Below are 15,540 nucleotides of genomic sequence, written 5' to 3'. Positions count from 1 at the left end.
CGGCTGCTTAGGTTTTGGACCAAGTTAGCCTTTTTTTAAATACGGCATTTGCCGTATGGTGAGCTTCAAAATGGCCTGCTACTTTTGAAAAAACTCGCCAAAATGAAGCATTCACTATTCTCTATTATTCTGATTTTCGCCCTCACGGGCGGACATGTCCGCGCCCAATGGGTAGCACTAGGCATTACTGCTGGACTTTCGAATCCTACTATCGAAACTATGGGGGCATTCACCAAGTACAATGGTGAATACTACGCCCACACTTTTCTGACCGGTCTCGTGAAATCACCAGATGCCATAAATTGGATACCAGTTGCTCAAACCGGACTCAATTTGCCTCCAGAAAAGCTATTTGAATGGGGTGGCCGACTATATGCGTGGTCAACCTGGAGCACGGAGGCCGCGTCTGTTCTGTACTTTTCAACCGATGGCGGGTTAAACTGGACACCAGATACTGTTGGCTCTCCCCCAAACTTCTTGGACCCAACAGTTCCGCCTGGTCATGCACGAAGTGCTGTCGTGGGGGATTACATGGTCATCCTCTATTCAAACGGCCTTCAAAACTACTGGAGACATATTGATAGCACGAATTACCGATTGGATAATTTCTTGATCGCTACTGGGGATGCAAGTGCCGTGCACTCACGGGGCGATACGATGTGGGCAGCAAGAGAAGGATCTATTTTCTACACGATTGACAATGGCTATAATTGGTCTAGTCCTCCCAATAATGGCCTTCCTTTTCCCGCTTTTTGCACAGACATATTTGTTGATGGAAATACGGTTTACATGACCACATCAACCAATTCCCAAAACGAGCCCGGATTCTGGAAATCCACGGACCGCGGCTCAAATTGGGTGGAATATTCTTTAGGATCTGTTATCGGGCCTGGAGTATTCGGTCAAAACCGAGTGATTCATTCCATTTGGGCCTCAGGTAATGACATATTCCTGGGACTTGGGTCCTCGGGACAAAACAATCCTGTTGAAATCGCTTACTCCAACGATGGAGGCTCTAGTTGGAACCTGGAATCCAACGGCATGCACAGCGATGCTTTTGGAACGGATGGAATCAATGAACTGTACATGTACGACGGCTATCTATTCGCTCAGTGCTTCTTCACCGATACCTATAAAAGAGGTTACAGCGTTGGGGTTCCTGATCAGAGCCGGCGATCCGTAAAGCTCTTCCCCAATCCGGCATCCGAATATGTCTATGTGACGGGGATTGAGCAAATTAGGAGTGCCATGGTCTTTGACCAACAGGGAAGATCAATTCAGGTATCGATCGAAGACTTTCGTTTGGATGTTTCTCATCTGGCCGTAGGTCAATACCATCTGTACGTGCAGTACGAAAATGGCGACTCCTTCAACAAAGCACTCCTCATTTCTCGGTAAATCAGAGGATTGGCCCCGATTTTGTGTATGTTTAGATAACTCTAAACACTCGGGGCTATGAATTTGAAGAAGGTCCTCCTCATCGGAATTGTGCTTGCCATGCTTGGCGGTGCCTATGGCTTGTATTTATTTTTCAAACCCGTTCCCAGTGTGGCGAGTATGAAAACGGATGAGCAAATTACGAGTATGGCCTTAGCTGGGGCTTTCGAACAGGACGAAACTCAAGCGGGGGAGCAATACCTCGGCAAAGTTCTTGAAGTCACTGGAGTGGTTACAGAAGTCATCCCGGGAGACTCTGCGGACGTGACCATCGTGCTCGGCTCTGATGGCTTTATCCAGGTGCTTGCGGGCATGGAAAAAACCTTAGTCAACGAAAGTGAATTGGTCGGAAACGAGATTACCGTTAAAGGTATTTGCACCGGATCCACTATGCTCGATGTCGTTTTGAGCAGATGCGTTTTCATCGAACCTTAGGTCGTGCTTAAAACCGTTCCACCTTCGTTTTTACAACAAACAATAATCCCTCACATTCAAATATTCCTTAGAACATGAAGCGACTCGCCTTACTACTGTCTTTTGTGATGCTTGCCGTCACCTCTGGAATGGCCCAGACCAAGTACATTACCAGAACAGCGGAGATTTATTTTAAATCCAATGGCGAAATAGATGATGGTGTTGAAGCGACCAATGCACAAGTCGCTACGATTCTGAACGGCGCCAATGGAGAAGTGGCTTTTCAGGTATTGATTAAGGCATTTAGGTTCAAGAAGGCGCTTATGGAGGAACACTTCAATGAGAACTATATGGAGTCTGATCAATTCCCGAAAGCAACCTTCACAGGTCAAGTAGAAGACTTTGAAGAGATAGAACTATCCGCTGCAGGATCTTACGAAGTGGTGGTGAATGGAAAAATGACCATTCATGGTGTTACCAACGAAGTCTCTCAGAAAGGAAGTCTTGAAGTCCTTGAAGATGGAAGTATCCGTATGAAAACGCACATGCTCATTCCTTGCGCCGACTACGGCATTGAAATTCCGTCTGTAGTGGCTGATAAAATCGCCAAAGAGATTGACGTAGATATTGACGCCTTACTCAAGCCCGTTTCCTGAGTCATCACATCTTTATGAAACAAGTGAGCCGCAAAATACTTGTTTGTGTTATGGCCTGGCTTTCTTTCGGCTGTGACAAACCGCTGCCTGATGGCTTTGTGTATTTGCATGAGATCGATCCTAGAATTCAAGTCGAATTGCGATATGCAGGATCGGACAATTTTGTGGGACGGCCCGTTGATGGGTACTCCGGGAATCACCTTATCATCACGGAACCGGCCGCTAGAGCCTTGAAACGGGTTCAAGACCGACTGGCTTCTGAAGGGTATGGACTAAAAGTTTTTGACGCCTACCGGCCGCAAAGGGCCGTAGACCATTTTATGCGATGGACTCAAGAAGCAAGTGACACCTTAACTAAATCAAAGTACTATCCTGATCTGTCCAAGGAAGTTTTGGTTCCTGAAGGATATATCTGGAAGAAAAGCGGTCATTCCCGAGGAAGCACCGTGGACCTAACTCTGATCGATCAGGAAGGAAAAGAAGTCGATATGGGGACGGGATGGGATTTCTTCGGGCCTGAATCTTGGCCATCATTTTCAGGGGTTTCAGATTCTGCTTACGCTCATCGGCAGATTCTACGGGAGGCTATGTTGGCCGAGGGGTTTTTACCCTTGAAAGAAGAGTGGTGGCATTTCACTTTGGAAAACGAGCCTTTTCCCAATACATATTTCAACTTTGTCCCTTAGGGTAACGCCGCTCGAAACCAAACGAAAACATAATATTCCGGAGTTCTTTATTCTGTTTTTTTATAACGCCCTATGACGTAAATTCGTCACTATGGCAAAAGTTAAAAAGTCACCACTAGTCGTTGAATGCGCCTGGGAGGTATGCAATCAAGTTGGAGGAATCTATACCGTAATCCGATCTAAGGTGCCCGCTGCCGTTGCGGAATGGGGTGATGATTACTGTCTCTTAGGTCCGAACGCAAACAAGGATATTCAGGCCGAGTTTGAAGACATCACGGACATGCGCGATCCCATCGGGAAAACCGTGGAAAAAATGCGGGGTATGGGCTACGAAGTTCAATACGGACGATGGTTGGTGACCGGTAGACCTAAAGCTGTGCTGCTCAATCTGCAGAATGTTTTTAACCGCCGGGACTCCCTTCATCGTCGTATGCATGAAGTTCATGGAATTGATGTTGACCCGGATCATGATCTTATTAATGACATGGTCCTTTGGTCCGATGTGAATCACACCTTCTTTCGAATATTGAGTCAAGAAGTTGTTAAAGAAAGTCGGCCTATTGTGGCACATTTCCATGAATGGATGGCCTCCATTCCTATTCTGGATATCAAGCACGAAAAGCTACCCATTAAGACTGTCTTTACGACCCACGCAACCATGCTCGGAAGAGTCTTGGCCATGAACGACCCTAAGTTCTACGACATTCTCCCCAAGTATGACTGGGAGGCGGAAGCTCGTAAGTACGGCGTGCTCACTATGACTCAGATCGAGCGTTTTAGCGCGGATAAAGCGGATAGCTTTACGACGGTATCTGAAGTTACGGGCCGAGAATGCGAGCACCTACTCGGTAAAAAGCCGGATTTTGTGACTCCCAACGGGTTGAATATTACACGGTACGCAGCCTTTCACGAAGTTCAGAATCGACACGAGCGATACAAAGAGAAAATACACGAGTTCGTCATTGGCCACTTCTTCAAAAGTTATCCCTTCGATCTGGACAACACCCTGTACTTTTTTACTTCAGGTCGCTATGAATACAAGAACAAAGGCTACGACATCACTTTAAAGGCGTTAAAGCTGTTGAATGAGATGATGAAGAAGGAAGGTGTCGACAAGACTGTCGTCATGTTCTTCATTACCAACCGGCCAACATGGAGTATTAATCCAGACGTACTGGAGAGTCGAGGCGTCATGCAAGAGATTCGAAGCAATTGCGAGTCCATTCAACATCAAATCGGTAAGAAGTTGTTTTATGCTGCTGCTCAGTCTACGGAAGGGCACCGACTGCCAAATCTAAACGACCTCATCGATGACTATTGGAAGCTGCGTTATCGCCGAACCATTCAGAGCTGGAAAACGGAGCAATGGCCCATTATTGTCACGCACAATCTTGTGAATGATACAGACGATGAGATCTTAAATTTCATGCGGGATGAGCAACTGGTAAATAGTCCCCTAGACAAGGTCAAGATGGTTTATCATCCAGATTTCATCAACAGTACAAATCCACTTTTCGGTCTGGATTATGGGCAATTCGTTCGAGGATGTCACTTGGGAATTTTCCCTAGCTATTACGAGCCATGGGGCTATACACCACTGGAATGTGTTGCACGTGGAATACCAACGGTTACATCAGATTTAAGTGGGTTTGGGGTGTACATCGATGAAATGGAAGAAGCTCGTGACGAAGACGGTATTTTCGTATTAAAACGACGCAAAAAGACTGAAAAGCAAGAGGTCAAAGACCTCGCCAATTTCTTGATGCAATTTGTTAAGTCAACGGCACGATACCGCATGCTTCAACGCAACAAATTGGAAACTTTCAGCGAGAATTTTGACTGGGGCGTTCTATTAGAGTACTACAAAACAGCCTATGAGGAGGCTTTAAAAGCCTAAGCGTGATTAATGCTTTTTCTTGTCGATGAATAAGCCCACCACATCAAAAGCGGATGAACGACGAGAAGCCTGGCCCATCCAATAGTCGGTGAGACACAAAGGCCATCTGGAATGCAGGACCCTATTTGGATAAAATAAACGTGAGCCGGAATGAAGGTCACCAGCATCAGAATAATAGCAAAGCCAGCGATTCTGCGCGTTTCGCGTATCAATAGCCCAAAGGCTAAGACAACCTCTGCAATTCCAGCTAGAATATTCAGCGTTCCTGGGAACGGAAGGTAAGGCGGAATCAAGCCCCAATAGAATTCGGGCATGACAAAGTGATTGATTCCTCCCAGCAGATAAAAGGCAAAAAGGGCCCTTAGCCCCCAAGAATTCAGGCCCTCAAATTCCATTGTGTCGTTCGGTGTACGTGAAGAAGTATGGCCCCAAATGGAATCCACCAAATCAGGTCATTGGTAATTAATGTATAAGCAAATTCAGCCGGAGCAGCACCGGTCAAATAATTGAATACAAACCCAGCGGGTCCCAAAATTTTGCCCAAAAACCCAACCGCTACTATGGGCCAGTGCCGTATGGGGTTGTAGCTAGCCCACCAATATCCAAGGCCGTAAACGCCAATAACCATACCCATCCCCTGCCAAATCATGGGGTGGTTGAGCGGAGTCATACCGGTCAAATGAAAAAAGTGCTGCGGGAAAAGTCCTACCCAGGCGCCCCAGATCACATTGTAAATGGCAGCTGCTTGGAGAACACGGGTCATCCAATGAGGGAAATGCTCTTGTTTCATGGTCGGATAACAGCGTTATTCTTAGAGAAGTTCGGAATAGTGTACCTTTACAAGGAACAATAGATATATATGACTTTTAAGGAATTAGGCCTACACGAAGGGCTGCTGGAAGCCATCAGCTATATGAATTTCGTGGAGGCGACACCGATTCAGGAGCAAGCAATCCCTGCGATCATGAATCGAAAAGATGTGCTTGCCTGTGCACAAACCGGAACAGGCAAAACCGCTGCTTTCCTCCTACCCATCCTAGATGAATTAGCTGAAAATCCCAGTCAGCATACGACAACACTTATCGTTGTACCGACGAGGGAACTGGCAGTCCAAATTAACCAAGAAATTCAAGGCTTCTCCTATTTCATTGGGGTTCATTCAGCTGCAGTCTACGGGGGCGGTGATGGCCGTGAATGGGATTTACAAAAAGAAGCACTCACGAACGGAACGCATGTTATCGTTGCCACTCCAGGTAAACTCATTTCCCATTTGCAGCAAGGTCATGTGAAATTCGGGAACGTACGCCATCTGATTTTAGATGAAGCCGACCGAATGCTGGACATGGGCTTTCACGACGACATTATGAAAATCGTGAGCTTTTTGCCCGAAAAACGTCAGAATCTCCTCTTTAGCGCAACTTTTCCCCCGAAAATCAGAAAAATGGGGAGAGAGCTCCTCAACGAACCTGAAGAGATCTCGATTGCCATTGCCAAGCCAAGCGAAAAGGTTGAACAACGGATTTATCGAGTATTTGACGAGCAAAAGTCTCCGCTTCTTCGACGAATCATCCGAGAGCATCCGGAGTACGAGTGTATTTTGGTGTTCAGCAGTACCAAGAAGAAAGTGAATTCAATCATACGCTCCTTAAAGCACAAGGACTACCGAGTGGATGGAATCTCTTCGGACTTTGAGCAGAAAGAAAGAGAAGCTGTTCTGTCTCGATTCCGGTCGAGAAGAACACGGGTATTGGTGGCTACCGATGTTTTGAGCCGTGGAATTGACATTAAGGATATAGACTTAGTTGTTAACTACGACGTGCCTTCTGATGCAGCCGACTATGTTCACCGCATTGGCCGAACAGCAAGGGCCAAAACTGAAGGTGTGGCCATTACACTGGTCAATCCTGCAGACATGGCCCGGTTTGATGAAATTGAGCGGCTTATAGAACGGACTTTGGAAAAACACCCTGCTCCGGAAGATCTCGGAGACAGTCCTACCTGGCGGAAGCCGGGACAAGGAGGTGGGAGTCGAAACCGGCGAAGAAACACATCGCGCCGTAGAGGCGCAAACCGCTCTAAAGGATCTGGTGGTGGTCGGTCTGGAGGGAATAGAAACCGAAACCAAAAAGGTCGGTCTTCTGGGGGGCGCGGGCCTCGTCGAGATGGTTCTCAAGGAAACCGTTCGAATAAGTCTAGTGGTTCCGGATCCTCCGGCGGTCAAGGCTAATCAGTCTAAGCCAACTTTAATTCCGGCGTAGAAGGTGATCGGGCGAGCGGGTCCGTAAATGTACCCTGCATCCCGATCAACTCCGGTATCAAAATCTTCTTGGTAGCTGTTCAAAAGATTGAACACACCACCATATACCTCAAGAAATCCGTGCTCTGGCCCATCGTGGTGGTAGCGAATCTTCGGGTTGAGCTCTATAAAGGATTCCGTGCGCTTTACAACCGTATATCCGGACTCAGGATCAATTACGTGAGGAACATCCATCCGGCCAGTGAATACACCGGACAAGGAGAAAGTCCAATTGGACAAGCCTTCGAAATTGACAGTCCCGTACCCATAGACGGGGGGAGTTCTTAGAATATTGGATGTGGAAATCACACTGTCTGCATTCGCATCGGTAATCATTTCCGGCTCCCATAGGACTTCATCTTCATCGTACCGAGCGGCTTGAATGGTTATTCCACTTTGCCAACTCCAATCCGACTGGAACGCCCCATTGAATTCAATATTTCCGCCGTAGACAACGGCCCCACTCCCATTTCTAACTAGGCGAACCGAACCACCCGTTGGCAAAGGCTGTAGATTGCCGGTAAAGAAAACGTCATTGAGGTCGGTGTAAAACCCTTCAAAAACCATGTTGAACTGAAGCTCCTCACGATATGGCGCCCATTGAAGTGAAGCGTTGTACGAATTCGAACGCTCAGGTCTTAAATCAGGGTCCAGTCGGTTAAATACAGCCTCACCTCCTACTATCTCGATATGTAAATCCTCATCAAAGGCTTGAGGAGCACGATAGCCTTGAGCATAGGAAGCTCGGAATTTCCAAGACTCATTGATGGTGTACTTGACCGTCGCTCTAGGGACAAATACAGGAAGGCTTTGGTTGTTCACATCTGTGCTGCTCGGCCAATCGTACTCCGCACGGATTCGAACCAAGTCCAATCTTCCCCCAAGAGAGAAGGACCAGCGATTGTTCAGCGTCCAATCTCCTTGAGCATATGACCCCAAGGTTTGAACCCTTTGATTTAAAGATCGCTCATAACCCAATTGATCATCTTGAACGCGATTGTATTGAAACTCAGAGCCCGCAGTAAGCGCCCAATGTTCACCATCATTCCAATTCCATTGCGCACCGGCAACAGCTGCGATATCACTGCTATGCCCGTAAGCATTCAAGGCTAGAACATCTTCTTGCGTGAGGCTGTCTCCCGGAGTCAGTATTCTACCCCCACTTCCGTAGTAGCTATCCCTTTCGGTGTGCTGCAGGCTACCGTATACGGCTATTTTACTGCGATCACCAGGAAGGTACTGTTCGTACGACACTTGCGTATTAAAAATGAGGTGGCTCAACTCTTCGGCTAGGTTGGCCTGATGTGGCGGACGTTCTAGTTGTCCTCCGCCGCGTCGATATTCATTAATCAAAGTTCCAGACCACTTGATTTTGGATCGGTCCGAAGGACGGACATAAGCATTAAAACCAGCAGATAGGTTCTCCAGGGCTACAATTTCGGTGAGATCATCTCCATTGGCGTCCCATCCTTCTCTGGTTCGGTACATACCAAAAAAGGTCAAGCCTTTTTTGTAATTCTCGCTGAGCACGGATCCGTTAAAAGTCAGTGCGCGGTCAGAAGATTCTGCATTTACGAAGGCTTGCTGAAGCCCAACTTCAAAGGAAGGGGCAACTGGCTCTTTAGTGATAATATTGACCGTCCCCGCGATGGCATTTCCTCCATACATAGCTGATCCTCCACCGCGCAGTACTTCAACACGCTCAATCATTTGTGTCGGTATGAGCTCAAGACCGTAAACTCCTGCAAGTGAACTGAATACAGCCCTATTATCAATCAAGATCTGACTATAGGCGCCCTCAAGGCCATTCATTCGCAGTTGTGTGAAGCCGCAGTTCTGACAATTATTTTCTAGACGCAACCCAGGGGAATAGGCCAAACCCTCTGCCATACTCAGACTAGCCGTTTGATCAAAAATACGATCGTCAATAGCACGAACGATTACGGTAGATTCGTAACGCTCAACTTCCGACCGATCAGCTGTAACAGTTATTTCGGAAAGCCCCAATCGATCTGGAATGATGGTCAGAATCAAATCTGGGGCGCCCTGCTCCACCAGAATTTCCTGCTTGAGCGTTCGATATCCAATAAACCGGACCTCGAGTGTATATCGTCCATCGGTGATGTCAACAAATCGAAAACGACCCTCAGCATCCGTAGAAGTCCCGGTTGTACCGTCCAAAAGGACCGCGGCTCCAACAACAGGACCCTCTGAGTCCATGACCACTCCTTCTATGGATTCCCCCCATAACTGAATGGAGAACACGGATAAAAACAAAAGACCTAAATACTTCACTTGCCACGAATTTCGCACAAATGTAGTGCTTATGTAGATTTATTCTAAATAAAAACGTGTGTTTTTCGCTCTATTTATAGGCTACTAAAGTAATATTTTTAGGCTTGTCTAATTTTATTTTTCAGAGTACTGGCTTAACATGCGTTCTAAACGCTTCAAATATTTACCGAAGGCCCACTTATTCATCCAAACAGCGGCGAAATGACTTAATGGGGTAACCACCACGACTACCATCAGTAGAATCATCCAATCTATATCTTGATCTACGGCAAGCGAAGGGTCCCGCAATTCCCGACCCCATAACATTCCGGCAGCGGCAGCAATAGGATAGAGAAAAAGCCCCATTCCCTCTTCAATCCTCAGCGCAAGCTTCGTTCGTCGGTACGCTGATTTCAAAGTACTTCGAACATTTAACTCTGGGTCTATCCAACGAGGTAGGCGTTGCCAGACCACAGCTATGTAAACTCCACAGATTATGAAACTGACGATGACAATGTCCATCAACGTTCGACTCAAATCGTTCTGCGTAGCAAACCGCATGATTATGATGGCTACAATACCCAAGGCAAAGTAGAGGGTTTTGAGCCCCATTTGGCGTCGAAGATGTTGTACTGGATGTTTGGATCTCTTTATTTCTTGTACGTCCATAGCTTGTTCCTTTTCCTCAGAAAGACTCGCCCATACTTCTTTTAAGTCACGATCTATTTCATCGCCTAGATTATCGATCCAACTATTATTGTCGTCACTCATGGCTTCATGATCTTTTTAAGATTCTTTTTTATCCGGTGGAGGCGTACACCAACATTAGAGGCTTGTAAACCCAATACTTCACCGATTTCACTGTAATCATACCCGTCAAAGTGCAGAGAAATCAATGCTCTGTCCAACTCATTGAGGCAGCGAATTGCGCCCCAAAGCGCTTCTTTTCTTTCGTTTCTATCAGCTTCTTCAGTGAATTCCTCGGACTCATTAAAAGGGCGGGTCAAGGTTCTCCGATCTTCCTTTCTACGGTGCGTAAGAACAGTGTTCAAGGTGACTCGATACAGCCATGTTCCGAACTTGCTTTTACCTTTGTACAAGTGAAAGGACTTCCACGTTTGAAGTAAAACTTCCTGATATAGATCTTTGACTTCCTCCTCGCGCTCTTCGTAGAGTCGAATCACCTTAAAAATGATTCCGCGATTCTCGGAAATTAACAGCTCGAACTCTGCCCTATTCTTCATTGAACTGGTATGGGTTGTACGCTATACCCTTGGCTCCTCAATTGCTCAACCAGTCCGCGTGAACCGACGAGGTGCATTGCGCCCACAGCAATAAAAGCTCCCCCGTTAGGAACGATTTGGGGAATTTGCTTCACCCACCTGTCGTTTCGGTCTTCTAGAAGGTGGTCAATGGAGCCCCAATGATCCATGTCCTTTTTTTCCATTCGCTCTATAGCCGAATAGTCATTGCTTTTATAAGCTTCAATAATGGCCTCGGTAACCTCTACAGCTTCGTCTTTATCTAATACCAATTGGACCAAATCAGTAGCTTGATCTGAAATTGATACACTGTCGTAAACCATATGACTCTGTTCTATCATAGATTCAAAACCTTGAACATTCTTCCCTCGTTTATGGCCTTCTGATGCGAAATAAACATCCATGGGTATGCCCGGAATATCAGACAATTCAGGAAAGGCTGCTTGATTGTAAGCAATGGTCAGGGCCATAGCGACCATCATGGGTTTCATTTGATTCAGCTGTGAAAGGGGAATATGCATAGTAGTCTGAACCTCTTGATCAACTAAGAAATAGTCGGCAGAATCCAGAAGTACTTGAAGAGTCTGATCTGTCATCATACCGATACTAAGAGCCACCGGGATTTGGGAACTATCGATTTCTGTTTCGACCAAAATGGAGCTCGATTGGTCATAGGCTTTAAGAACTGCTGGCCACTTTTCTAGGTAACCGTCGTTGAGTAAATGATACGTCCCGAATAAATAAATGGGTTCGGACATTCCCTCTTTTTCGACCTTCCAGAATAGTCCCTTTTCACTCCTGTTTGGCAAGAGTCGGCCGTCTGCAGGACCTGCATATAGTTGTCCAAAAAAGGTGGTAGAGGAGAAGACGGCTAAAAGAAGAAGTATGCGGTGTTTCAGTTTCATGGCATTTAAATTAAGTGTTCGATTTATTAGTCGAACGGAGGCCACAAAAAATTACATCTACTTCAAAAATTTATTCGCCTTTGAAGAAATCCGCCCTTCTCCATTGAGTCAAACGATCAACCGAGAATTGGTAGTAATCACTTTCTTGATCGGTTTCTTTCTCAATGTAGCTCTTGTAGTAGGCTTCAGCTTGTTCTCTATTTCCAGCCTCATCGAAGGCTCGTGCAATGAGATAGGTAAACACGGGATCTGAGGGGTCGTAGTAATAGGAATTCTTATATGCATTCACAGCCAGTTCTGGGTACCCCGCTGACTGGAGACTCCTTCCTTGAAACTCATAGTAGACCGGAAGCTCATCCGATGTGGCTAGAGTCGCAGCCTTCTCAAAATAGACTGCCGCCGAATCAAACTTCTCGAGTCTGTAATAAGCCATTGCCAATACATAGGTAGGCCCTTCTTCAGCGTCATTGGGATGTAGTCGTCTGAGAACAGGTATACTCTCCTCCACATATCCTGAACGGTAAAGAGATATGCCATAGATTTCATTCCATGTTGGGCTTAAAGTACCTAAGGAGTCAGCCGATTCTAGGTAAGGCAAAGCCGTCCAAAAACGTTCTGAGCGATATCCAATACGAGCACCGAGCAAGTACAACTCCCGTCTGGCTGGCTGATACTCCAAAGCCCTTTGCACCATGCTATCTGCAACAGACCAGTTCTGAAGTCCTTCATATAGCTCAACTACTTGAGCTAAGGAAGAGATATCGAATGGATTCAAACGAACCGCTTGCTCATAATGATGAATGGCCAATGGCAAAACTCCCAGGCGCAAAGAGGTAGAAGCGAATTGGCGATGATATCTGGATGACTCAGGGTATTTTCGAACTAGTTTTTGCCACAATACTAGGGCTGTAGTATCCCGGCCTGTAGCGTTCGCTACTTCCGCGGATAATGTCAACCCTGGAGTCCAGTTCGAGTCCAATGAGAGCAACTCTGAGCATGAAATCCAGGCCTTTTCTTCTTGAAATAAACGCTGATAAATACTTCCTTTTAAATACGCCGATTTTCGAGAAGGCTGAGACAGTTCACTTTGATTGATCAGCTTCAAAGCGTCATCATATTGGCGAACGCGCATTAACGCCTCGACAGAGTCCAGGACACTTGAAGAGGTTTGGCTATATGTTGAGATCGAAATACTCAACATACCGAGAACTAGAACTACTCCTTTCAATTGAGAAGAATTCTTAAGTAGAAAAGCGGATTGTAGATATTCTTGCGTTTGTCCATTTCTGAAAGGGATCCGGAAACGAGTCTTCGTACTGATTCATTTCGTGCAGACTTTCGAACGACAAAATTGATAAGCCATGGATAATGTAGTAATTTTTGAAGTGTTCGGCTCCATTTCAATTCACTCCACATACGTCTATACACTTCTTCATCATAGGCTTTTAAGTCCCCTGCCTGCGTCTTGTCTTTCTTGATTAGGTCTGGCAAAAGCTCCGCTGCTACACGACCGGTACGAATAGCATTTCCGATACCTTCACCTGTGGCTGGATCTATCACAGAAGCAGCATCACCAAGAAGGAGAAAATGATCACCTGATATCTTTCTTTTCTTGGAACCGATTGGTAATCCCCATCCTTTCACATTCTCTAAAGGCTCAGCATTCTTAAATCTATCTCTAAAGTCAGGATGATTTTGAATGATGTTCTCCATTTCTTTTTTAAGATTGACCGATTTCTCAGCAACCTTACTCGAAAGCATGCCAATCCCCACATTCGCATGACCATTGGGAAGTGGAAACATCCAGAAGTATCCAGGATTTACAGAATCGACGAAGTGTAGCTCGATGAATCCTTTTTCGTGAAATCCACTAACTCCTTTCCAGTACTGTCTTAAACCTGCACAGTAATGACTGCGTTCAACTGATGCACCTCCAATCGATTTGGCCAGACTACTCTGCGCTCCGTCAGCGATAAACAAGACTTTGGCATTAACGCTACCGTGATCCGTATCAACTTGCCAATATGAGCCTTTCCTTGAAGCACTTTTTACGGCTACTCCCTCACGAGATTCAACATTTGGTGAGGAACATGCGTGCCTCCACATATATTCATCAAAGGCTATTCGTTCAGATATATAACCTGGAGCCAAACCGGTCTTGGTTTCTGGAAACTCAAACTCTACAGTTTCCCCAGAAGGGCTGCTCACTTTGGCTCCGTAAGATGGCACCTTATGGGTAAATTCTTTAAGGTTTTCCAGAGGTAAATTCAACTGTAAAAGTTGGTTCCAAACATCAGGACTCAAAGCATCACCGCATATCTTATCTCTTGGGAATGTACTCTTGTCGACTAAAATTACATTTAACCCTGAGCCTTTTAGTCCGATCGCAGCAGCCGCTCCGGCAGGGCCACCACCGGAGATTAGAATATCATAAATCATCAGTAAAACCCTTTTTTCAAGAGGAGCATACTAAACCCTATATTGACACAGTAGAACCAATCATAAGGATCGCCGTCCTCAAGACCATCGAGTCGATCCGTAAATGTCACATGTTCATTAAATTCGATGGTACAACCCATAGCCCGAGGCAAGTCAAATCTTACACCAAAGGCAAAATGAACTGCACCTGAGAAGCCGACATTATCATTGAATCCCTTAATTGGATCCATACCCTTCAATTGCATATTTGGATTGTAGTAGATCCCAGATCCCCCCAATCCTATATAAGGAGTCCACCAATCATTATCGACCATAGTACTCGCTGAATACGTACTCCTGGTGTAGGGCCTTAAATTGAACTCATATCTCAATTCCAACGAGCTCACATTCCCATTCATTTTTAATCCTCTAGGCTTTCCGTAATTAAACTCATGCGTATGCAAGTGAATCATTCGGAAGGCCGTATACATATTGTGTCTAGGAGAAAAGAAATGCCTGAATTCAATACCGATGTTCGGTCGCATCTCGTAGGCCGCGGCAGCCAAATTAGACCAAGGGTCGTTGAGATCGCCCGCCATTCCAGAGGCTCCAATGGTCAGACCAATTTCATTGTACTTCTGCCCCGAAGCACTCCATCCGATCAACCCAAACAAAAGAAGAATAACCGCCTTTCGCATCCCACAAATATGGCATTGTTTCAGGTATAAACGAAAAAAGCCCCCTAATAGTAGGGGGCCTTAATTCTTAGCTGTGTGAAAATTAGTCCTCGAGCACTACATCAGCTCTGTTCCACTGAGTGTAGTCGATGATTTCATTATCGTCGTAGTAAACTTCATACTGTACCGTTCCTTCGTTGGTCCAGTACAACCACTTGCCATCCTTAACGCCATCCACATAATAGGCTTCACAGATTTTTCTTCCGTTTTCATCCCAAGACTGCCAGAATCCATCTGGAGTCCCATTTGAATACCGTCCGACTTCTCTTACTAATCCATTGGGATAGTAGAACGACGCCCAGACCACGGACTCCTCTGAAATACTGTATTCAGCTTGGACTTGACCATCCTCGTAATACACTGTTTTAACGGGGTCTTGCGCAGTGGCGACCAGCATCATCATACTCAGCACACTTGTCATAAATACCTTCATGGCTCCACATTTTACATTCATACCTAACACGAAGATAAGAATTTCCTAACACTTCGGTAATCCTTGCTTCACTTTTTGTTAACACTGACTTAACATTAAGGTTCACGACAGTTTTGGCATTACTT

General features: G+C 45.8%; 16 protein-coding genes. 6 read left to right on the top strand and 10 right to left on the bottom strand.

Features of this window, described 5'->3' with window-relative positions:
* Positions 1–102 precede the first annotated feature (102 nt).
* The 5 genes from HZ996_06405 to HZ996_06385 all read left to right on the top strand — a co-directional run bounded on the left by HZ996_06405 (position 103) and on the right by HZ996_06385 (position 5,090).
* Complete coding sequence (locus HZ996_06405; protein QTN38794.1) at positions 103–1,398, top strand: hypothetical protein; 1,296 nt, start codon at positions 103–105, stop codon at positions 1,396–1,398.
* Positions 1,399–1,455: 57 nt separating this feature from the next.
* Positions 1,456–1,872 carry a hypothetical protein gene (locus tag HZ996_06400; protein ID QTN38793.1) on the top strand — a complete coding sequence of 139 codons (417 nt, stop codon included), beginning with the start codon at positions 1,456–1,458 and terminating at the stop codon, positions 1,870–1,872.
* A gap of 74 nt (positions 1,873–1,946) precedes the next feature.
* A complete protein-coding gene (locus tag HZ996_06395) occupies positions 1,947–2,507 on the top strand; it encodes a YceI family protein (protein ID QTN38792.1) in 561 nt (186 codons plus the stop codon).
* Positions 2,508–2,521: 14 nt separating this feature from the next.
* Positions 2,522–3,193 (top strand): M15 family metallopeptidase, encoded by a 672-nt coding sequence (locus HZ996_06390; GenBank protein ID QTN38791.1) that lies wholly within the window; start codon positions 2,522–2,524, stop codon positions 3,191–3,193.
* Between the two features lie 91 nt (positions 3,194–3,284).
* The gene (locus HZ996_06385; GenBank protein ID QTN38790.1) at positions 3,285–5,090 is read left to right on the top strand and encodes a glycosyltransferase; all 1,806 of its coding nucleotides are present in this window, start codon (positions 3,285–3,287) and stop codon (positions 5,088–5,090) included.
* On the opposite strand, the gene HZ996_06380 is transcribed toward HZ996_06385, so the two are convergent.
* Together HZ996_06380 and HZ996_06375 are read right to left on the bottom strand one after the other, a co-directional pair.
* Positions 5,087–5,485 carry a hypothetical protein gene (locus HZ996_06380; protein QTN40011.1) on the bottom strand — a complete coding sequence of 133 codons (399 nt, stop codon included), beginning with the start codon at positions 5,483–5,485 and terminating at the stop codon, positions 5,087–5,089. The genes HZ996_06385 and HZ996_06380 overlap by 4 nt on opposite strands.
* Positions 5,467–5,853, bottom strand: coding sequence for an alkyl hydroperoxide reductase (locus HZ996_06375; GenBank protein ID QTN40010.1), 387 nt, complete (start codon positions 5,851–5,853; stop codon positions 5,467–5,469). Before HZ996_06375 ends, HZ996_06380 begins: the two co-directional genes overlap by 19 nt.
* Before the next feature lie 96 nt (positions 5,854–5,949).
* Between HZ996_06375 and HZ996_06370 the strand changes: the two genes are divergently transcribed.
* Positions 5,950–7,317: a DEAD/DEAH box helicase gene (locus tag HZ996_06370; protein QTN38789.1), complete on the top strand. Its 1,368-nt coding sequence runs from the start codon at positions 5,950–5,952 to the stop codon at positions 7,315–7,317.
* Here HZ996_06370 and HZ996_06365 read toward each other — a convergent pair whose 3' ends face one another.
* The 8 genes from HZ996_06365 to HZ996_06330 form a co-directional block, all read right to left on the bottom strand.
* Positions 7,318–9,681: a TonB-dependent receptor gene (locus HZ996_06365; GenBank protein QTN38788.1), complete on the bottom strand. Its 2,364-nt coding sequence runs from the start codon at positions 9,679–9,681 to the stop codon at positions 7,318–7,320.
* A gap of 114 nt (positions 9,682–9,795) precedes the next feature.
* Positions 9,796–10,431 carry a hypothetical protein gene (locus HZ996_06360; protein ID QTN38787.1) on the bottom strand — a complete coding sequence of 212 codons (636 nt, stop codon included), beginning with the start codon at positions 10,429–10,431 and terminating at the stop codon, positions 9,796–9,798.
* Positions 10,428–10,904: a sigma-70 family RNA polymerase sigma factor gene (locus HZ996_06355; protein ID QTN38786.1), complete on the bottom strand. Its 477-nt coding sequence runs from the start codon at positions 10,902–10,904 to the stop codon at positions 10,428–10,430. Before HZ996_06355 ends, HZ996_06360 begins: the two co-directional genes overlap by 4 nt.
* Positions 10,901–11,827, bottom strand: a complete 927-nt coding sequence (locus HZ996_06350; GenBank protein QTN38785.1) for a TraB/GumN family protein — start codon at positions 11,825–11,827, stop codon at positions 10,901–10,903. Before HZ996_06350 ends, HZ996_06355 begins: the two co-directional genes overlap by 4 nt.
* A 70-nt stretch (positions 11,828–11,897) precedes the next feature.
* A complete protein-coding gene (locus tag HZ996_06345; protein QTN38784.1) occupies positions 11,898–13,055 on the bottom strand; it encodes a tetratricopeptide repeat protein in 1,158 nt (385 codons plus the stop codon).
* A complete protein-coding gene (locus HZ996_06340; protein QTN38783.1) occupies positions 13,052–14,266 on the bottom strand; it encodes a geranylgeranyl reductase family protein in 1,215 nt (404 codons plus the stop codon). The genes HZ996_06345 and HZ996_06340 overlap by 4 nt, the downstream gene beginning before the upstream one ends.
* Positions 14,266–14,943 (bottom strand): hypothetical protein, encoded by a 678-nt coding sequence (locus HZ996_06335; protein QTN38782.1) that lies wholly within the window; start codon positions 14,941–14,943, stop codon positions 14,266–14,268. The genes HZ996_06340 and HZ996_06335 overlap by 1 nt, the downstream gene beginning before the upstream one ends.
* A gap of 82 nt (positions 14,944–15,025) precedes the next feature.
* Positions 15,026–15,415 carry a hypothetical protein gene (locus tag HZ996_06330; GenBank protein ID QTN38781.1) on the bottom strand — a complete coding sequence of 130 codons (390 nt, stop codon included), beginning with the start codon at positions 15,413–15,415 and terminating at the stop codon, positions 15,026–15,028.
* Positions 15,416–15,540: the final 125 nt, after the last annotated feature.

It is taken from the genome of Cryomorphaceae bacterium, assembly GCA_017798125.1.
Taxonomy (GTDB): Bacteria; Bacteroidota; Bacteroidia; order Flavobacteriales; family ECT2AJA-044; genus ECT2AJA-044.
This window is presented reverse-complemented; position numbering and strand designations above follow the sequence as displayed.